The sequence below is a fragment of the Glutamicibacter nicotianae genome, from assembly GCF_016907615.1.
Classification (GTDB): domain Bacteria; phylum Actinomycetota; class Actinomycetes; order Actinomycetales; family Micrococcaceae; genus Glutamicibacter; species Glutamicibacter nicotianae.
The window spans coordinates 2,845,976-2,865,813 of the sequence record NZ_JAFBCH010000001.1; the positions used below are offsets into that span (position 1 = coordinate 2,845,976).

At 59.3% G+C, this 19,838-nt stretch carries 11 protein-coding genes; 5 read left to right on the plus strand and 6 right to left on the minus strand.

Annotation, left to right across the window (positions count from 1 at the left end; all coding sequences use genetic code 11):
* Positions 1-338: 338 nt before the first annotated feature.
* The 3 genes from pulA to JOE62_RS13605 all read right to left on the minus strand — a co-directional run bounded on the left by pulA (position 339) and on the right by JOE62_RS13605 (position 10,428).
* A complete protein-coding gene (gene pulA, locus JOE62_RS13595) occupies positions 339-6,113 on the minus strand; it encodes a pullulanase-type alpha-1,6-glucosidase (RefSeq protein ID WP_204722750.1) in 5,775 nt (1,924 codons plus the stop codon).
* A 297-nt stretch (positions 6,114-6,410) separates the two neighbouring features.
* Entirely contained in the window at positions 6,411-7,985 is a 1,575-nt protein-coding gene (locus JOE62_RS13600; RefSeq protein ID WP_204722751.1) for a DEAD/DEAH box helicase, read from the minus strand.
* Positions 7,986-8,286: 301 nt separating this feature from the next.
* Positions 8,287-10,428, minus strand: a complete 2,142-nt coding sequence (locus tag JOE62_RS13605; RefSeq protein ID WP_204722752.1) for an MMPL family transporter — start codon at positions 10,426-10,428, stop codon at positions 8,287-8,289.
* Between the two features lie 130 nt (positions 10,429-10,558).
* Between JOE62_RS13605 and JOE62_RS13610 the strand changes: the two genes are divergently transcribed.
* The 4 genes from JOE62_RS13610 to JOE62_RS13625 all read left to right on the plus strand — a co-directional run bounded on the left by JOE62_RS13610 (position 10,559) and on the right by JOE62_RS13625 (position 14,338).
* Positions 10,559-11,047, plus strand: a complete 489-nt coding sequence (locus JOE62_RS13610; RefSeq protein WP_128471257.1) for a MarR family winged helix-turn-helix transcriptional regulator — start codon at positions 10,559-10,561, stop codon at positions 11,045-11,047.
* 20 nt (positions 11,048-11,067) lie between these two features.
* Positions 11,068-11,691, plus strand: coding sequence for a LysE family transporter (locus JOE62_RS13615; protein ID WP_204722753.1), 624 nt, complete (start codon positions 11,068-11,070; stop codon positions 11,689-11,691).
* Between the two features lie 138 nt (positions 11,692-11,829).
* Positions 11,830-12,339 (plus strand): low molecular weight protein-tyrosine-phosphatase, encoded by a 510-nt coding sequence (locus JOE62_RS13620; RefSeq protein ID WP_204722754.1) that lies wholly within the window; start codon positions 11,830-11,832, stop codon positions 12,337-12,339.
* Positions 12,326-14,338: a chorismate-binding protein gene (locus tag JOE62_RS13625; protein WP_338085796.1), complete on the plus strand. Its 2,013-nt coding sequence runs from the start codon at positions 12,326-12,328 to the stop codon at positions 14,336-14,338. The genes JOE62_RS13620 and JOE62_RS13625 overlap by 14 nt, the downstream gene beginning before the upstream one ends.
* Before the next feature lie 10 nt (positions 14,339-14,348).
* On the opposite strand, the gene cls is transcribed toward JOE62_RS13625, so the two are convergent.
* Positions 14,349-15,845 carry a cardiolipin synthase gene (cls, locus tag JOE62_RS13630; RefSeq protein WP_269088443.1) on the minus strand — a complete coding sequence of 499 codons (1,497 nt, stop codon included), beginning with the start codon at positions 15,843-15,845 and terminating at the stop codon, positions 14,349-14,351.
* A 165-nt stretch (positions 15,846-16,010) separates the two neighbouring features.
* Between cls and JOE62_RS13635 the strand changes: the two genes are divergently transcribed.
* Complete coding sequence (locus JOE62_RS13635) at positions 16,011-16,886, plus strand: aminodeoxychorismate lyase (protein ID WP_204722755.1); 876 nt, start codon at positions 16,011-16,013, stop codon at positions 16,884-16,886.
* Here JOE62_RS13635 and JOE62_RS13640 read toward each other — a convergent pair.
* Together JOE62_RS13640 and JOE62_RS13645 are read right to left on the minus strand one after the other, a co-directional pair.
* Entirely contained in the window at positions 16,883-19,210 is a 2,328-nt protein-coding gene (locus JOE62_RS13640; protein ID WP_204722756.1) for an ATP-binding cassette domain-containing protein, read from the minus strand. The two genes, JOE62_RS13635 and JOE62_RS13640, sit on opposite strands and share 4 nt — an antisense overlap.
* Positions 19,207-19,815 (minus strand): ECF transporter S component, encoded by a 609-nt coding sequence (locus tag JOE62_RS13645; protein ID WP_204722757.1) that lies wholly within the window; start codon positions 19,813-19,815, stop codon positions 19,207-19,209. Before JOE62_RS13645 ends, JOE62_RS13640 begins: the two co-directional genes overlap by 4 nt.
* Positions 19,816-19,838 lie beyond the last annotated feature (23 nt).

A 19,838-nucleotide genomic window follows, 5' to 3' on the forward strand; every position in this document is an offset into this window, starting at 1 on the left:
TCGAACTGACTTTGATGTTTGCAGCGTTGCACGATCTTCGTCGGCGCCCCGCTCAGCTGATAAGAGGGCCAAAACCCCTGTGGGCCGTGCTCAGTTGCCTCAACGTACTGGGAAGCCTTTCCTACGTCATTCTTGGTCGTCGCAAAGACCCTCAAAACTGATCTACAGGCACAATGAAACAACCCGCTCTCGCGAAAACGAGAACGGGTTGTTCGCTGTCAGCGTGGACGCTTTGGCAATGAAAACCTCGGTTGCCACACTGGCTAGATCAGATCGTCAACCAACAATGTTCCTGCGGATAATCCCGACAGATGATCCAGTAGGAATGCTCCGATCTACTACTTAGCCGACCCCTGAGGTTCCACTAGGACTGCCGCCGTGCGCGCCGGAATAGTCAGCTCACCGGTGGCACTGTCGAACGAAGCCGACTTCACCCGGTCATCACTTCCACCCGCGAGCGCCTTAGCGAGCGAATAATCGTGACCTACTAATTCCTCAAGGGTCTGCGTGCTATCTTTCGGCGAGGCGTTGAAGAGCACCAAGGCCCCATCATGCTTACGATCAGCATCCTTGCCCACGGTATCGTCGATACGCATCACGATAATTCCTGGTTCGGCTTCGGACCCACCCAGCGGGAAGCTCACCTTTTGCTCGATGAGATCAGCTGAGCCCAAACGCAAGAGACCTACCTCTTTACGAGTCCGCAGCAAGTCCAGAGCAGCGCCTTCAGCAGCAGCCATGGCCTTTGCATCCGGCTTGAGCGCAGGGTCTTCTAATAGTGGAGCCATCAGATCCCACTTCTCACCGTTGTCCGCCTTGGGTGGAAGCCCGGAGCCAAAAGTGTTCTCCACGCCGGAGAAGTCGATGCGGTTAAACCAGTCCCCCGAGTTATAGGAATTTCGGTCCAAAGACTTTGAACGCAATAACTCGGTTCCGGCATGCCAGAACGGAACAGCTTGTGAATACATAACGGTTGCCTGCGAGAGGGTATTCATTCGCACTCGATCTTCCATGGAAGTATCTCGTGGCAACTTGAGCACAGTGAGGTCGTAGAGCGTTTCGTTATCGTGCGCGTCAACATAGTTGATCACTTCCCCCGGCTGCGAGGCATAGCCCGCTTTCGCTCCGCGGTAATTCAACTCATCACCACGGTGCACGCTGCCATCCGAAGTGAGGAACTCGAACCCTTCCAGATTGCCAGCCAAGCCGAGCTTCACCAGGTCTGTTTCGTGGCCGAGGTCTTTCAATGCTTCCTCGGTGCTCCCATTGACCTTATTGCCGTTGGGATCCGTGCCCAAGCCAGTACCAAAGCCCTGACGGAATGTTGAGGATGAATCAACAGGACTGCCACCATGAACGGCATCGCGCAGTCGGTCATTAAAGGTCCCTATGCCGGTACCGTTCAATTGCCCTTGAGTCGCTTGATAGAAGCGAGCATTGTCCGCCACTTCCCCAAAGTTCCATCCTTCACCGTAGAGGTAAATGGACTTGCCATCCACTCCGTCACGTCCCGGTTTCAGTTCATCTAATGCGCTGCGTACCGCTTCCATAGTCTCTCGCGAGTGGTGGCCCATGAGGTCAAAACGGAATCCATCAACCTTATAGTCCTTGGCCCACACCACCACGGCATCAACCATCAGTTTCTGCGCCGCAGCGTGTTCCGTAGCCAGGTTCTGGCAGCAGGTCGAAGTTTCGACTTTCCCGGTGGCATCAAGTCGGTGGTAGTAACCAGGCACGATCTTATCGAGCACACTGCGATCGGCTTGACCTGAGGCTGCCGTGTGGTTGAACACCTGATCAAGCACTACTTCTAGCCCCATGCTGTGCAAGGAACCGACCATTGAGCGGAATTCTTCCACCCGATTAGCGCCTTCAGGGTTCGTTGCGTATGAACCTTCCGGAGCCATGAAATGGAAGGGATCATAGCCCCAGTTGAATCCGTCTTCATCACCATGAGCGGTAACGCACTCTTGTTGTTTGCTCGAGGCTGCCGGCAGCGACTTCAAATCACAGTCCGTCTCAACACGTTGAGACTGTTCCTCCTCAATGGTGGCGATATCAAAACTTGGCAGCAGGTGAACGGTAGTCAGGCCAGCCTCGGAGAGCTGTTTGAGCTGCTTGCTTCCGGCTCCGTTGGCTCCAAACGCTCCGTAGCGGCCGCGCTGGTTCTCGGGCACCGAAGCATCTGAAATTGAGAAGTCACGGATCTGCAGTTCATAGATGCTGCGGTCCACGTCCTTTTCGACGTTTTTGGCTTTGGCCTTACGCCACTGTTTTGGCTGGTGGCGAGGATCTTCCAAGCTCACAGCCACCGAGTGGGTGGAATTAGTCGTGAGTGCTACCGAGTAAGGATCCGTCACGATGTTCGTTTCAATCTTGCCGGTTTCCGGGACATAAACTAGGACTTCCCACCGGTACTTCGCCTCAGCCATCTGAGGCTTGCCCTTCACCGTCCACACACCGCTGTCCTCCGAATAGCTAGCAGCGTATCGTGTGGTCTTCTCCTTCTTATCAGTAATCAGCAGTGTTGCGTTTTGGGCCGTGGGTGCCCAGAGCCTGAAAGTAGGGCGTTTCCCGGTGAAACTCACGCCGAGTTCTACATCTTCAAGCGCCTTGGCATAGAGATCATCGATGACACCAGCACTCTGGACTCCGGTGAAGGCGGTGAGTTTCTTGGAATCTCCTTCACCGTCGAATCGTGCCAAGGCCATTTGTGAGCGCAATGCAGAGGCTACGTCCTCGCGTTTAAGGTCAATACGCAAAGCACGGTAGTCAGCAAGATGCGGGAACTTCTTACGTTGCTCTGCACTCAACCCGCCAATAACTTCTTTGAGCTCAAGTGGCTTCGCACCGGAGATCTCTTTTCCCTCCAATTTCAAGCCGGCGTCCTTGGCAACGTAGAGGGCATAGCTTTCGCCACTACCCAGATCACGGGGAATAGCAATCGTATCTGCAGAAATCCACTGCGCTTTCATTTGACCAACGCCGTCGACCGTTTGGGTGTCAGAACCAATCTGCAGCAAGTGAGTCTTCGAGTCATAGCTGAAGCTCACCGGCTTCCCCTCGGTCACCGAGAGACTGTAGTTAGCACCTCCGGCAGCACCGTCAACGCCATAATTTTCCTCCCACCCGAAGTTATGCGACACCTTAAACTCGTAGGTGCCGGCCGGAATTTTCTCCGTAGTGAATTCGTAGGTACCGTCAGCATCTGGGTCAGCCATCAAAGTTGCCAAACAGGTTGGATCCCAGTCGGAAGCACAGCCCAACTCATCTTGAAAACTTCCTGGCAAGGTGATCATGGGACCTTGTTGATCACTTTGTACGATGTTATTGCGTGGATCGAAGAAGAACTTGACGGACCCGCCTTCGTGAGAATATTTGAGGTTGTCACCACCGGCAACGCCACCAACGCCGTAGTTCAGATCCCATGATCCGTTGATGGCTACCTTGTATTCATAGTCCCCTGCCGGGACTTCGAATTCACCAGAGTAGACCCCGCCAGGCTGTTCAGTGAGTTTGGCGGCCTCGCAGGCCGGATCCCAGTCCGTGACACAACCCATTTCGGTGTTATGGCTTCCTGGCACGGTGACCATGGAGATGTCCGATTCAACCGGTTTTTCCTTCGCGAACCCGGATACATCGTTGCCCACGGAAGCATAAGTGGAAGCGGCGCTGTGTTCACCTGCGGCATTGGTACTCACCGCACGATATTCCACCAAGGTGCCTTGTGGTAGCGATGAAACGTCGTGGAAGACTCGTGGGGTGTGGCCTTCTGCCACGCCCAGTAGGTGCCACTTCTCGGTGCCTACTTCACGCCACGACATGCTTGTCTCAGCCCACGCCTGTTCGCCTAGATCCACGGATACGGGTGATACGCCGCTGAGCCCTGCCCCAGATTTTGGAGCGGAAATCTCAGGTGTGAAGGCAGCACTGTCTACGTCTTTGTCAGCTTTATAAACCACCGCAGATAGCGCTGGCACCGTCACGTTGAGTTTAGCGTCCGCAGCACTGCTGAGTTTGTCTTCCGCACCATAGAGCGCTGAGTAACTTGCGTCGGAGGTCAGAGTCGTCAACTCGACATCAGCGGATTCTTCCGAATTGTTCAGGGCCACCAAATATTCGGTTTTCTCGTCACGGTCCACACGCGAGAAAGCATAAACTCCCTTGGAATCTTGGGCGTATAGCTCTACTTGTGCCCCTCCCTTCAGCGCTTTGTTTGATTCGCGAAGTTTAGAGAGGGCCGCGATGTGCTGATACAGCGGAGAATCACTGTCATAACGATCTTGGGTTCCGAGCTTTTCTCCTGTAATCAATTCTTGGTTCTGATAGTCCGAGACTTGAGAAGCGAACAGTGATTGGCGAGAATCCTTGTCTCCACCGGTGCCGGCAAATCCTTGTTCGTCACCGTAGTAAACCACCGGCTGGCCACGGGTCAGGAACATCAGTTCATGGGCCAGTTCAACACGTTTGAGTTTCTGATTGCTGTTGTTCAGGAAGTACCCAATGCGGCCCATATCGTGATTGCCGAGGAAGGTTGGTAAGGCATCAGCTGAGGTGTTTGCCGTGGTGTAGTAGTCATCCGCCGAGAACAGCGTGCTTAGCGTTTTGGCTGAATTTCCTCCCGCGAAACCGGCAGCCGCAGATTGGAACGTGAAATCAAGGACGGAATTCATTTCCGTCTTACGCACGTAGGGCGATAGCTTTTTTGCATCGGCATCATAAACTTCGCCAAACATGAAGAAGTCGTCTTTACCCTGGGCTCGTGCGTAGTCCTGAACTTGTTTGGTCCATTGTTCCCAGAATTCGAAATTCACATGTTTTGCGGTGTCTATGCGGAAGCCATCAATTCCCAAGTCCACCCAGTTTTTGTAGACCTCTGCGAAACCGTTGACGACCTTAGGATTTTCGGTCATGAGGTCATCAAGACCTTGAAAATCGCCGTAGGTGACCGACTCGCCTTCCCATGTTGAGTCCCCGCGGTTGTGATAGAGCGTTGGATCATTGAGCCAGTCGGGAACCTTCTTGACTTGATCAGAAACAACCGGGGTATAGGGGAAGGAACTGGAAGCATCTAGCTCTGGGAAGGTATCACTGCCTGCGTAGTCCGCCGGGTCAAAGGCTTGGCCCTGAGCATCCTTATAAGGAACGGAAGATTGCTCAACGTAGGAATACTTCTTTTCCTTATAATCGATGAGATCTGCGGTGTGGTTCACAATGATGTCGAAATACACCTTGATGCCACGTTTGTGGGCGTCATCGATCAGTTCGGAGAGTTCTTCGTTGGTGCCTAGATGTGGGTCGATCTGAGTGAAATCGGTGACCCAATAGCCGTGGTATCCGGCGCTGGCATCATCACCACTACCCTGAACCGGCATGTTCTTAAAACTGGGTGTGAGCCAGATAGCGCTGGTGCCAAGGCCTTGAATGTAGTCAAGCTTGGAGCGTAAGCCTGCGATGTCACCGCCTTGAAAGAATCCTTTGTTCGTCGGATCAAACCCGGTGGTTAGCCGATCGCCTTCCAAACCGCCGGTGTCGTTAGCCGTTGACCCATTGGCAAAGCGGTCTGTCATGACGAAATAAAACTGCTCACCAGAGCCGGCTTGCCTGACCGGCGCAGAGACCAAATCGGCGTCAGTATCGGAATATTCTCCGCGAAGGTCCAGTGGTACAACCTGCGTCAGCCCCGTAGCCGTATCAAAGGTGAAGCGCAATCGGCTATCCGCGCTCAGTGCTAGGGGAATGTTCTCTTCGCCCCCGTCGAGTCCATAAGACGTGTCAAAGCTTTTGTTCAACGCTACTTTGTATTCATAGTTCCCCGCCGGAACTTCCACTTCCAGGCTGTATTGCCCTTCCTGGTCCGTGGATTGCAGACTGGTAGCTTCACAGTCAGCCATCCAGTCAGCGGAACATCCCAACAACGACTGAAAAGAACCGGCCAGAGTCACAGAAGTTTCATCTGCCGCGGCAGGAATACTAGCCAGTGGCGCCATGGGTGCGAGCGCCAGCATCGGGGTCGCGGCCAAGGCGGTGACCCAACGACGCCAACTACGTTTATGAAGGCCTGGTGGCAGTGACTGACTGCGCACGGAGGAAGCAGCGTTTCTGCTGTTCATGAAATGCTCCATTGAATTCGAAGGTGCGAGCGGCAGGCCACACTAGGTGGCTTGCCAGTGATTCATCCCACACTACTGAGCGAATTCCATCAAGTGCAAGCGTTTCCAACTTTTACACTCGGATGCAGGTAAAACATCAAAATTTTCAGTAATTTTCCAACTTATTACATAGGAAACGCTTGCACAATCTGGTGTAAAAGTCCCGATTCTCATTTTCCGATCCGCTCGCAACCCCACCACCAAAAAGAAGCCCCAGACAGCTTTTGGCTGTCTGGAGCTTCTTTTGGGTACTAGTTCTTAGCGCCCGCCGGTAGCAGGGCTTGATGCACGGCGTGGTCCACGTGAGCGGCCACCTGCGGCACCTGCAGCATTGCGACCACCGGATCGTGCTGAGCGCGAGGAGTTTGTTGGACGGTCCGCGTTAGCACCGCGGGCACCACGTGAAGGACGCTCGGTGTTGGCACCACGTGAAGGACGCTCAGCGTTAGCACCGCGTGATTCGCGTGCTGGACGCTCCGACTGGTTCGATGCACCGGAACGATCTGAACGGCGAAGGTCTCCACCGCGGCCATGTGCCTCACCGGCAGGCTTCCCACCACGAGCATTTCGTCCGCCGCCACGCCCACCGCGTGCGTTCGAAGTTTCGCCAGCAGGCTTCTTCTTCGCCGGGTTACGCTTCTGCTGCACTGGAGCAACGTATGGAACATGCTCAGCAACTTCGCCGACGACCTTAGCCACAACTGGCGAGTTCAGGTTGACCTTTTCGAAAGGTACCTTCAGCCCGGCCTGCTTCAGCAAAGTCGAAACGTCGCCCTGCTGATCAGGGGTGCAGATGGTCACTACAGTTCCATCCGAACCGGCACGTGCGGTACGGCCCGAACGGTGGGTGTAAGCCTTGTGCTCCGCAGGTGGATCAATGTGAACCACGAGTTCCACACCATCAACGTGCACGCCACGAGCGGCAACGTCGGTAGCGACAAGCACCTTCGCCTCGCCTGAAGCGAAAGCAGCAAGGTTGCGGTCACGGGCATTCTGCGACAGGTTGCCGTGCAGGTCCACTGCTGGAACGCCAGCCTTGGACAGGGTCAGCGCCATCTTCTTGGCGTGGTGCTTGGTGCGCATGAACATGATGCGGCGGGCAGTGCCCTGAGCCAGGACGCGGATCAGGTCCTTCTTATCATCGTTGCCGATGACGAAGACGTGGTGCTCCATGGTGTTCACAGCGGCCTCGGGCGCATCCACCGAGTGAATGGTCGGGTGGCTCAGGTAGCGCTTGACTACCTTGTCCACGCCGTTATCCAAGGTGGCGGAGAACAACATGTGCTGGATGCCGGTTGGCATGCGGTCCATGATGCGGCGTACTACAGGCAAGAAGCCCATGTCTGCCATGTGGTCGGCCTCGTCCAGCACGGAGATTTCCAGCTGGGACAGGTCGACGATCTTCTGCTTGATCAAGTCATCGAGGCGGCCTGGGCAGGCGATGACGATGTCAACGCCCTCGTTCATGGCCTTTTCCTGGCGGCTCTGGGCCACGCCACCGTAGATCACGGTGGTGCGCAGGCCGGCAGCCTTCGCCAAAGGCTCAACGGTCTTGGCGATCTGGGTTGCCAGTTCGCGGGTTGGAGCCATGATCAGCGCACGGGGGAAACGAGCCTTGCGGCGCTGCGGGCGATCTGCCAAACGCGCTACCAGTGGAAGCGAGAAAGCCAGGGTCTTGCCGGAACCGGTCTGGCCGCGGCCCAGGACGTCGCCGCCGGCGAGAGTCGAAGGCAGGGTCGCTTCCTGGATCGGGAAGGCGGATTCGATTCCGCTGTCGGCAAGGACCTTGGCAAGATATTCGGGCACACCGAGGGCGCTAAAAGTTACGGACATATTCAAACTTTCTCTCTGATTCGCACGCCTGATGCAGGCGTTGGGTTTCGCCGAGCCAGGAGGAAGTCCGCAACGTGCAAGGCCAAGGCCTGCTACCAAAAGTGAACCGGCGGAGGTTGTCCGGGCGATCTACTGGAGGGGAAATCAAAACTGTCGACGCATACGCCACAGAATTTTCCGGTGACGCACAAAGATCCATACTACAGTGCTCAAGCGGGGCACGTCTGTGAGCGGCCCCGCTTTGCACTGCTATGCCGGGAGATGTTCACCACCTGCACTCCCGGATTCTGCGAACTTCTTGCTAGTTCAATTCGAACTTCTTCTTCGCCAATTTCGAGGGCCACCAGACCTTTGGTCCAATTTCCTCAACCAGCGCGGGAACCAGCAGGCTGCGGACCACAAAGGTATCCAAGAGCACTCCGAATGCCACGATGAAGCCCAGCTGGCCCAGGAACATGATTGGCACTACGCCCAAGGCGGCGAAGGTTGCAGCGAGCACCACGCCGGCGGAGGTAATCACCCCACCAGTGACCTTCAGGCCAACGCGCATGCCCTCACGGGTTCCACGCTTCAAGGATTCCTCGCGCACACGAGTCATCAAGAAGATGTTGTAGTCCACGCCCAAGGCCACCAGGAACACGAAGCCGAACAGCGGCACTGAAGGGTCCGCGCCAACATAGTTGAAGACGTTGTTGAAGACCAGTGCGCTGACTCCCATCGCCGTGCCGTAGGACAGCACCGTGCTCAGGATCAGCAGCACCGGGGCCAGGATGGAGCGCAGCAGCAGCATGAGGATCAGCAAGATCGCCAGCAACGTGATCGGGATGATCTTGAACAGGTCCGCAATCGCGGTCTCGTTGGTATCGATCTGCGTTGCGGTGGTGCCGCCGACCAATGCATCCGAATCCACCGCATGCATCTGCTCACGCAGCTCAAGCACGGTTTGCTTGGCGGCATCCGAGTCCGCCGCATCAGCCAGGGTCACCGAGATCAGGTTCCGGCCTTCGACGTTCATCGGATCAGCACCACGGGCGGGCATTGCCGGGCCACCATCCTCGGCCTGCAGGTAGGCCGAATCCACGCCGGTAACATCCAGCGCCTTCTCCAAGGCCACCTTCGCCTGGGCTTCATCGACGATCACTGTGGCCGGGGATCCCGAACCACCAGGGAAATGCTCGCCCAAGGCGATCTGTCCGTCGCGCGCCTCGGAACCGCCAACCACCAGCTCGCTTTGCGGCACGCCATGGGCCCTGAGCTGGGTCATGCCCAGCGCTCCCACGGCGAGCAGCACGGCGGTAATGATCCAGATTGGACGCGGATGTCTGGCAACGAAACGCGCAATGCGGCCCCACATACCTTCCTTCTCCTGGCCCTGGGCATCTACGACCGCAGGCTTGGGGGCGAATGGCCAGTAGGCTGCCCGGCCCAGCAGCCCGAGCACTGCCGGCAGGAAAGTCAGCGCGGCGATGATCGAGAAGATAATGCCTGAGGCGCCAATTGGACCCAATGCCTTGTTGGAGTTCAGGTCGGAGAAGAGCAGGCACAGCAGGCCCACTGTCACGGTGCCGCCCGAGGCGAGGATCGGCTCCAGGGACCTCTTCCAGGCTGTCGCCACAGCCTGCCATTTGTCCTGGCCTGCGACCAGGGCTTCCTTGTGGCGGGCGACGAACAGCAGCGAATAGTCGGTAGCTGCGCCGATCACCAGGATGGACAAGATGCCCTGGGCCTGGCCATCAAGCCTGATCCAGCCTTCGGAGGCCATGAAGTACACGGCGAGGATAGCTGCGCACAGCGCCACGACCGAGGTGAGCAGCACAGTGAAGGGAAGCAGGATCGAGCGGTAGACCAGTAGCAAGATCACCAGCACTGCCACTAGGGCCACGCCCAGCAGCACGCCGTCGATGCCGCCGAAGGCCTCAACCAGATCGGCGCTGAAGCCAGCAGGTCCGGTGACATAGGCGGTGGAGCCATCAGGCTTTTCGGCGGCGATCAGCGAGCGCAGCCCTTCGACTCCGGCGTCGGCTTTCACCTCGCCGGAGACCGGAACGATGAATTCAGCAGCCTTGCCGTCCTCGGAAAGGAAGGGGCCGGTGATTTCGCCGTCCAGATGGGTGAAGTCTTTCAAGGCCTCGCCGATCCGCCCGGCATCTTCCTTGCTAACCCCCTGGGTGCTAGTAAGCAGGACTACGGCCGGGATTGCTTCGGTGGAGCGGAATTTACCCTGCCACTGCAGCGCCTCGGTGGCTTCGGCGCTCGCCGGAAGGAATGAGGTCTGGTCATTGGTCTGGACCTCGGAGAGCTTGCCGAAGGTCGGGCCGCCGATACCGGCCACTGCCAGCCACAGGATGATCAGCAGGGCGTAAATCCCTGCCCTGAGGCCAATACCCTTCTTATCCAACCGCTTCCTGCTTGCTGGTTGATCGGTTTTCGCTAGGTGCGCCACTGATCTATCCTCACTCGTGATTGCTGGCAGCGGATCGCACAGCGACCCAGAAGGCAATAGTACAAGATTTATTTCCATTATAGAAATACTCGCCAAGCTATTAAATTATTTTCCAGCTACGATTACGATTATGAGCGCACGAGAACACCATCACGTGGTTAGGCTCCTGCAGGAATTCGGCCAAGCCTCGGACCGCTACGTTGAATCCACTGGAGCAATCTACGGGACCCACCGAACCGATATGAATGCGCTGTCCATCATTATTAACTACGAGCAACGCGGCCTGCTGCCCTCCCCGCGTGATCTGAGTCGCGAGCTGCAGCTGAGTTCACCGGCCACTACCGCGATGCTGGACCGTCTGGAAAAGCTGGGCATGATCGAGCGCCAGCGCTCTGACCGCGACCGCCGCGTCATCCGCATCGCCATGACCTCCAAGGCCCGCACCAAGGGCAGGGAAATGTTCATGCCGCTGGGGATCAAGATGCTCGACATCCTCAGCGGATATGACGAAGAACAGCTGCAAGTCATCAGTAAATTCATGGCCGAAGCCGTCGCCGGTGTGGACAGCGCCCGCGAAGAAGTCGTAACACAGCGTGCGACCAAACCAGCCGCGCCATAGCCGGGTACTAACATCATCAGGTGACACTTTCACTTTGGATTTCCCTGCTCAGCGCCTGCATCATCATCAGCTTCACTCCCGGCGCCGGAGCAATAAACACGATGAGCAACTCGATGCGCCAAGGCTGGCGTGCATCCATCTGGGGTGTCATCGGGCAACAGATCGCTTTGCTGATCCATGTGGTCATTGTCGCGGCAGGAGTGGGACTGCTGGTAGCCAGTTCCCCGCTGCTCTTTAGCATCATCCGCTACGCCGGCGCCGCCTACCTGGTCTATCTGGGCATCCGCATGATGCTCTCCAAACCGGAAGTAGCCTCTGACGGGACCAGCACCGGGCACCGCCTGACACGCTGGGCAATGCTCAACCGCGGAATCCTGGTCAACTTGCTTAATCCGAAAGCCATCGTTTTCTTCCTGGCATTCACCCCGCAGTTCATCCGGACCGATCAGCCTTTGCTGCCCCAATACGCCATCTTCATCGGCACGGTCATCGTGGTGGACATCCTGGTGATGTTCTTCTTCTTTGCCGGCACCGCCCGTACCTTCCAGCGCTTCACCGCCACCTACCGGGGTGCCAAGCTGCTGAACATCCTCTTCGGCATCCTATTCATCCTGGTCGCCGCGCTGCTGTTGCTGATCCACTAATTTTTCTCCCCCAAAGCCGTCTCGAACCCCTAGTCGTAACCCATTCATGGCCCTGCGCACCGAATCGTTGCCGTTTTGTTGCCGGGAAACGGGCGCGTAGCTATCGATCGAATCGCCTTGTGCCCATAGACTGATGCCATGTTCCGGATAATGATCGTGTGCACGGGAAATATCTGCCGTTCCCCCATGGCCGAGTACATGCTCAAGAATGCGCTCAAGGACGCCGAAGTCTCGCAGGTGGAGGTCATTTCGCGAGCCATCACCGACGGCGAAGTCGGCAAGCGCATCGATGAGCGGGCCGCCAGTACGCTGCGCAGCCATGGGCTTGATGCTGCTGAGCACATTGCCGCCCAGATCGACTCGGACGAAATTGCCAAGATGAATCTTGTCCTGGCAATGGACACCGACCACTTCGAGGATCTCGTTCCCGAATTGGCCGAGATCGATCCGAGCGAACGCCCGCAGCTGAGGATGTTCCGTTCCTTCGATCCGGGAACCGCGAGCTCCCCGCACGACCAGCAGGGCATTTACGACCCTTGGTACGGTGACGCGGGAGATTTCCGCGAGACCTGGAAACTCATTTCTGCTTCCCTGCCTGCCCTTGTAGATTACGTGCGGAGTAATATCACCTCTCGTGGAAACCGCTAGACCGACACTTATTGCCATTGACGGGCGTTCCGGATCCGGCAAAAGCACCTTTGCAACAGACCTAGCGGAATACTTGGAAGCCACCGCCTCCGTAGCTATTTTGCGCCTTGAAGACCTGTACCACGGTTGGGATGGACTGCACAGTTCCTTCGAGCTGTATGAACGGATCCTGCCGCAGCTGGCAGCAGGGATCACCGCTGCATACCCCACCTGGGATTGGGAATCGAGTACCCTCGGCCGATCCAGCAACTTCTCGCCTGCCGAGATCGTTGTCGTTGAAGGCGTCGGCGCGCTCCATGTCGCAGCCCGGAAGTACCTCGACCTCGGAATCTGGCTTGAGGCCCCGGAAAACTGCCGCCGCGACCGGGCGCTGGCCCGCGACGGCGAGACCTACCGCCCGTACTGGGACATGTGGGCCGAGCAGGAAGATCGGTACCTGAAGGCCCATAACCCGCACCACGCGGCCGACCTGGTGATGGACGCCACCAGCGACCGCGATCCCATGCAAATCTGGGCACTGGCCTGCCGATACCTGCCCGCCGGAATACGCCAGCGGTGCGCAGGCCCCAACACGGCTCCCAGCGTCCTGGAATTCCGCCAGAGCTACGAGGCGCCAGATGATGCGGCCTCGCTTTTCGAGCAACTGGCCGCTGCCCTTCCGCATGCCGCGTTATTGGAATCGACAAGCCACAAGCTCAGCGACCCATTGGGACGCAATCGCTATTCGGTGCTTGCTCTCTCCACTGCTCAGCAGCCGCCGTTGCTGAGCGCTACCAGCCACGGCACGAGCATCCGACTGCCCGGCGCGGAAGTACGGCTGGGCAAAGATTTCTTCCGCGCCCTGGCTGGCTGCTGGCCTGGCTCGCCTATCGATGCGAAAACCGGCTATCCGTTGCCCGCATGGGTGGGGTATCTCGGGTATGAGCTGAAACGCGAGGTCGGCGCCGCAGATCTGCAGGCTGTGGTTGAACCCGGACGGGTACGCCCGGATGCCCAGTTCTTCGCGCCGGACACCGTGGTGGTCATCGACCATCACCAAGAGCAGATGCATCTGCACAGCATTGCCGAGCCCGCAGCGGCAGTGAGCATGCTATTGGGCAACCCGCCAGAACTGCGCAGCGGGCGGGAATTGCCCATCCCGGAATTCAGCTGCGCGGATACTGCAACCGGATACAAGCACAAGATCCGCAAAGCTCAACGGGAGATCTATGAAGGCAACACCTACGAAGTGTGCCTGACCACCGAGTTGACCGCCCATGCCGAACAGTTCGATCCATTCGAAGCCTATTGCCGCATGCGCCGCTCCAGCCCGGCACCCTTTGCCCACTACCTGCGCTTCGCCAATCTGCAGATCGCCAGCATGTCGCCGGAACGCTTCCTCGCGCTGTCCAAGGACGGGCAGCTGCGGGCCGAGCCGATCAAGGGCACCCGTCCGCGCGGCGAGAATGAAGAATCGGATCTCGCTTTGAAGCATGATTTGGCTACGCATCCCAAGGACCGGGCCGAGAACATCATGATCGTCGACCTGCTGCGCAACGACCTGTCGCACCATGCGGTTCCCGGTTCGGTGAAGGTAGCCCGGCTGTGCGCGGTGGAATCCTATGCGACGGTGCACCAGATGGTCTCGACCATCGACGCCACGCTGTCCTCCCCGCGCTTGGCCGCCGAGGCCCTGCGTGAAGCGTTCCCTCCCGGTTCCATGACCGGTGCACCGAAGCTGTCCACAATGAATATCCTGGATGAGCTGGAAGACCATCGTGCCCGCGGACTGTACTCAGGGGCGGTGGGCTATTTGGGTGCTGATGGCGCTGCCGACTTCTCAGTGGTGATCCGCACCCTGGTATGCGACCAGCTGGCTGACCAGTCATGGCGCTTGAGCTTGGGCTTGGGCGGAGCGATTACCGCAGATTCGGTACCCGCCGACGAATGGGACGAGGTCATCACCAAATCCCGTGGTGTGCTCCAGGCGCTGGGGGCCAGCTTCCCGGACGAATCCTAAGCGCTACGCGTCACTGCAAGGTGGCCGTCAGGCGTGCGACGTTGTCGATCCAACGTTGCATGCGCGGCCGGCGACGCCACTGCGACAGGGTGATCTCCGAAGAAATATCCCGATAGTGGTTCTGCACCTGGTTGACCGCATCGACCATTTCCTGGCCCAGCAGCATCACGGATATTTCCATGTTCAGGCTAAACGAACGCATATCCATATTCGAGGATCCCACCACCGCCACCTCGTTATCCACGGTGAAGCACTTGGTATGCAGCACCATGGGAGCCGGGTACCGGTGGATGCGCACGCCGGCTTCCAGCAGCTGCTGGTAATACGACTGCTGTGCATGGTGCACCAGGAACTGGTCGCCTTCTTCGCAAACATACAACTCGACTTCCACCCCGCGCTGTGCGGCAGTTGTGATGGCGTAGAGCAACGAATCGTCGGGAACGAAGTAGGGACTGGTGATCTCCAGACGTTCGGAAGCCGAATAGATCAGCGTATTGAACAGCCGCAGGTTGTTCTCGGTCCCGTAGCCTGGGCCGCTGGGCAGCAGCTGCGCCAGGGTGGAGCCCGGGCGTTCCTCGTAGGCCAGCGGGTGGCGAGCCTCAGCCATGTCCATCAGCACTTCCTGGTCGTCGTCCTCCTGCCACCAGTCGGTAGCGAAGGTGACGTCCAGGCTGCGCACCAGCGGGCCTTCGACGCGCAACATCATCTCAACCCATTCGCGGCCAACCTTGTGGGCGGACTCGCGCTTGTAGCCAGGTTCGATCAGGTTCTGGCTCCCGGTGAAAGCCACCTCGCCGTCAACCACCAGGATCTTGCGGTGGTTGCGCAGATCCGGACGTCGCCAACGACGGCCAATCAGGTCGATGGGCAGCATCGGGCGCCAGTTGATATTGGACTTCTTCAGGCGCTTCTTGAAATCCTTGTAGCCCTTTACGCGCAAGGTTCCCAAGTGGTCGAAGAGCAAGCGGACGTGCACGCCGCGATCCGCTGCCGCTTCCAGCGCATCGAGTACCGGTCCAACATAATCCGGGTCATCGCCCATGATGTAGAACTGGATATGAACATAGCGGGTGGCCTTTTCGATTTCCACGCGCATCGCGTCAAGCGAGGCACGATAATCGGAGAGGACCTCAACCTGGTTTCCGCCTTCCAGCGGCATGGCACCGAGGTTGCGATTGAGCATGACCGCCGATTCGACCCATTCCTCCTGGGAATGGAACTCTTCGGGCAGCTGCATGTGGCTCGTGGCCTTCATGATTTCATCATGGGCCCGGCGCTGCTTTTCCAGCCGGCTGCGCGACAGACGCGGGTTGGCGAAAAGCCAATAGGCGACAAGTCCCACCACGGGCAGGAAGAAGATGGCCAAGAGCCATGCCATTGCGGTGGTGGGGCGCCGGTTGCCCGGAACGATCCCGATCATGAAGTAGCGGACCGCTAGCTCGATCGCCACCAGCACGCTCCAGAGAACGCCGCCGATCTGCAAGAAGACTTCATTGCTTGGCCACACGTAGGCACCCCCTTTGGCTATACACTCGAAGTTGGCATTTCGGCCTCTGATCTGCGATATACAGGCCAAAATCCTTCGCTTAGCTTATCGAACAATCCCCTGCTTGTCTGAATCTCCGCCCGCAGAAATCACGCAGAAGACGCTGGGGTTCGATAATCTGTCTTTATGAGCTCACTTGTATTCTTGGATCCTGCCTATCCGGCTGGACGTCTTGCCGATATCACCGCACCGCAACTTCTGGTCACCGCACAGGGAGTCACGCGAGGTGATGGCATCTTCGAATCGATGCTCTACACCAACCAGGCCGTCCGCAAATTCGAAGCGCATCTGGCACGGTTGGCAATCTCTGCTGAAGTTGCAGACCTGGCCATCCCCGATTCGCGCAGCTGGTATGCCGCGGTCGACACCGCGGTTGCCGACTTCGACGCCACCGGCGGCGCCGAAGAGGCCGTGGTGAAGCTGGTTGCTGCACGCGGCGAGCACGACAGCGATCCCACCATTTGCTGGGTCACCGTCACCCCGGCACCGGCGCTGGGCAAGGAACAGCGCGAAACCGGCGTGGATGTCCTGCTGCTGGACCGCGGCTACGACTCGAAGCTCGCCGAACGCGCACCATGGCTCATGATGGGCGCCAAGACCCTCTCCTATTCGATCAACATGGCCGCCCTGCGCTACGCGCACAAGCACGGCGCCCATGACGTCATCTTCACTTCGGCTGACGGCATCATCCTCGAAGCTCCGACCTCGACCGTGCTGGTTGCCCAGCGCGATGGCGAGACCAAGCGGCTGCTCACCCCGATGCTGGAAACCGGCATTCTGCCAGGCACCACGCAAAGCGCGATCTTCGATGCCGCGGCGCAGGACGGCTGGGAGCTGGGCTATGGCCCGCTTCGCCCTGAGGACCTGTACCAGGCCGACGGCGTGTGGCTGGTGTCATCGATCCGCCTGCTCACCCCGGTGCGCACCATCGATGCCAAGCCATTGCGGCTGGACGCCGAGCTCCATGAGGAGCTCAGCGCCCTGAGCGACGCAATCCGCTAGGACCACACCAGGTTGTAGGTCCCTGCCAGCACGGCCGCAGCCATGGCGGCCGTGCCAAGCAGGATTCCGGTTGCCAGCACCATGCCATCACGCCAGGTGAAGGTGGCCGTGCGAATCCAGGTGCGCTTGGCCGTGCCGAACCCCTTGGCCTCCATCGTGGTTGCCAGCCGTCCGGCGCGGCGTATCGCCTGCACCAGCAACGCCAGCACCTGGCCGAGGGTTGCCCTGATACGCTGGCCCACGGTGCCGAAGTTTCCGACACCGCGAGCACGCCGGGCCAGGGTGAGCGTGGTGAATTCTTCCACCATCAGCCCAAGCAATCGCATGCCTGCCAGCGCCCCGAGCACAAACCGGTGCGGGACCTTCAGCTGCTGGGACAGCGCCCCGCCCAAATCGCTGGGGTTCGTGGTGGCCAGCAGCAAGATGCACGGGATGGCCAGTGCGAAGGCGCGCAGTCCGGTGGCTATGCCGCCGGCTACCGATCCCTCGGTGATGCTGAAGGCGCCGAATTGCGCGTACACCATGCCGCTGTCCTGGCCCACCAGGGCAATGCCCCAGGCCGCGAAGATCCCGGCAAGCAGCAACGGCCACGCACGCTTGAGGAATTTCAGCAGGCTCAGCCCGGCCAGCGGGAAGAACACCACGGTCGCCAGGATAATCACCAGTGCCGAGACCCAATCCAAGGTGGTGATCAGCGGCAGCGTTGCCGCGGCCACCGCACCCAGCTTGGCCAGCGGATTGATCTTCGCCAGCCAGCTGTGCCCTACCGGCGCATCGAGCACCGGCCCTTGGCGCGGGGCATCAGCATCCGGGGTGCCGGAAGCGAGCACCAGCTGATTGGCCTGGAGCACCGAGGCAAAATGCTCATCGTGGGTGACTGCAATGATCGCAGTGCCCTGCTGCAGCTCTTCGACCAGTAACCCGGCCAGCTCCCGCCAGGTGTTCGCATCCTGCCCGAATGTCGGCTCATCGAGGATCAGCACCTCTGGCGCGGCTGCCAAAACGGTGGCCACGGACAGCCGGCGCTTCTCTCCGCCGGAGAGCGTGAACGGATTCGCCTCAGCCAAATGCGCCAACCCCAAGCGTTCAAGCAACGCATCGACGCGCGCCTGGACCTGGGCCGGGTCGTACTTCGGCGCGTTGGCGCTGCTCGCCTGCGCACGGCTGGGTGCGAAAGCCAGCTCTTCGCGGACGCTCTGCGTCACGAACTGGTGTTCGGGCTCCTGGAAGACCGAGCCGATCCGCCCGATCAGTGCACCGGCTTTCCAAGCAAACGGGGAATTGCCCAGGCCGTCGGCCAGTTGCGCGGTGGCCGTCAGCTCACCGCTGGCCGGGGCCAGCAAACCGCCCAAGGCCAGGGCCAGCGTCGATTTGCCGGCGCCGTTCTCGCCGAGAATCACCGTGGCGGTGCCCGCCTGCACTTCCATATCCACCGCCTGGGTATGCGGCGCGGTAGCCGTGCGGGCGCAGACCAGCTGCCGCGCTTCAAGCAGCATAGCTCCGGCAAGGTTCTCGGCCGGTGCCACCTGCGGAACATATCCGGGAACCCATAGCCCGGCGGCAGCCAGCTCCTGGCGCACGGGTTCTTCGGTGTACAGCTGACGCGGATCCAGGTCGTGCGCGACTCCCCCGCCCGGTTCCAGCACGATAACCCGGTCCATATGCTCTGCCCAGGCTTCGAGCCGATGCTCGACCACAACCAGCGTGGCACCGGATAGCTTCGCGGCGTTCAGCACCGCATCGCGCAACGGCCCGATGCTCTGCGGGTCCACGTTGGCGGTCGGTTCATCGAGCAGCATGAGGCCGGGTTCCATGGCCAGGATGCCAGCCAGGGCCAAGCGCTGCTTCTGCCCGCCGGAGAGCTGCTGGGTGCGGTGGTCGAAGGACAGCGCGCCCAATCCGACCGCGTCCAGCACTTCGGGGATCCGCTGGCGGATCACGCCCGGATCCATCCCGAGGTTCTCCGCTCCGAAGGCCACATCATCGGCGACCCTGCTTTGCACGACCTGGGTTTCCGGGTCCTGCTGCATCAAGCCCACCGGGTGGCTCCGGCTGAACGCATCGTTGCCATCAATCAGCAGCTGTCCGGCAAGCTGCTGATCCTCATCGGCTTCCAGCAGCCCGGCCATTGCATGCAGCAACGTCGACTTGCCGGCACCGGATGGACCGAGCAACAGCACCTTTTCACCGGCGTGGATCTGCAGATCCAGCCCCGAGATGGCAGGTTCCTGCCGCTCCGAGTGCTGCCAGCCGAAACCAGTTGCGGTGATTGACGCTCCGCGCTGGGTCAGCGAGGCGGCATCGGAATTGGCAACTGAACTCATTTTGCGGTTTCCAGGTGCGCACGCCGGCTCGCCAGTGCGCTCAGGGCACCGGTCTTCGCCAGTCCGCGCGTGGCCAGCCAGGACAGCAGCCCGGCGATGACCAGACCGGAAACTCCGGTGGCGATCACGTGGAAGATCTTCATCCCGGCGGTGTACTCGACGTAGTAGGCCAGGATGTATGCCTCGGTAACGCCGGCGAACAGGCCGGAGGACAGGCCTGCCAGAAGTGCCACGCCCAGGTTCCACTTGCGGTAGCGGAATGCCGCGAAGACCAGCTCCGCGCCCAGGCCCTGGACCAGGCCGGAGATCAGCACGGTCAACCCGTAGTGCGAGCCGAGCAGCGCTTCAACCACGGCGGCCAGCATCTCGCAGTAGATCGCGGCGCCAGGCTTGCGGATAATCAATGCGCCGAGCACCGCGGGGAACAGCCACATGCCGGTGAGCAGCGCGGTAGCTGGAGGGAAAGCCGCGAAGGCCAGCGAAAACAGGCCGTAGCCGGCACTCCATGCCCAGAAAATGACTCCTGAAGCCACGGCGATCACCGATGCCACGACGATATCGACGACACGCCAGCCGGTACGATGCTTCGAAATTGTTTCGTTCATTGTTGGTCCTCCTGTGGAAAGGA

Bases quoted from the DNA above. Each gene is read 5' to 3' on its own strand.
- JOE62_RS13635 (WP_204722755.1), top strand. From the start codon at position 16,011: ATGAGCTCACTTGTATTCTTGGATCCTGCCTATCCGGCTGGACGTCTT.
- JOE62_RS13620 (WP_204722754.1), top strand. From the start codon at position 11,830: ATGTTCCGGATAATGATCGTGTGCACGGGAAATATCTGCCGTTCCCCC.
- JOE62_RS13645 (WP_204722757.1), bottom strand. From the start codon at position 19,815: ATGAACGAAACAATTTCGAAGCATCGTACCGGCTGGCGTGTCGTCGAT.
- JOE62_RS13610 (WP_128471257.1), top strand. From the start codon at position 10,559: ATGAGCGCACGAGAACACCATCACGTGGTTAGGCTCCTGCAGGAATTC.
- JOE62_RS13640 (WP_204722756.1), bottom strand. From the start codon at position 19,210: ATGAGTTCAGTTGCCAATTCCGATGCCGCCTCGCTGACCCAGCGCGGA.
- JOE62_RS13600 (WP_204722751.1), bottom strand. From the start codon at position 7,985: ATGTCCGTAACTTTTAGCGCCCTCGGTGTGCCCGAATATCTTGCCAAG.
- pulA (WP_204722750.1), bottom strand. From the start codon at position 6,113: ATGAACAGCAGAAACGCTGCTTCCTCCGTGCGCAGTCAGTCACTGCCA.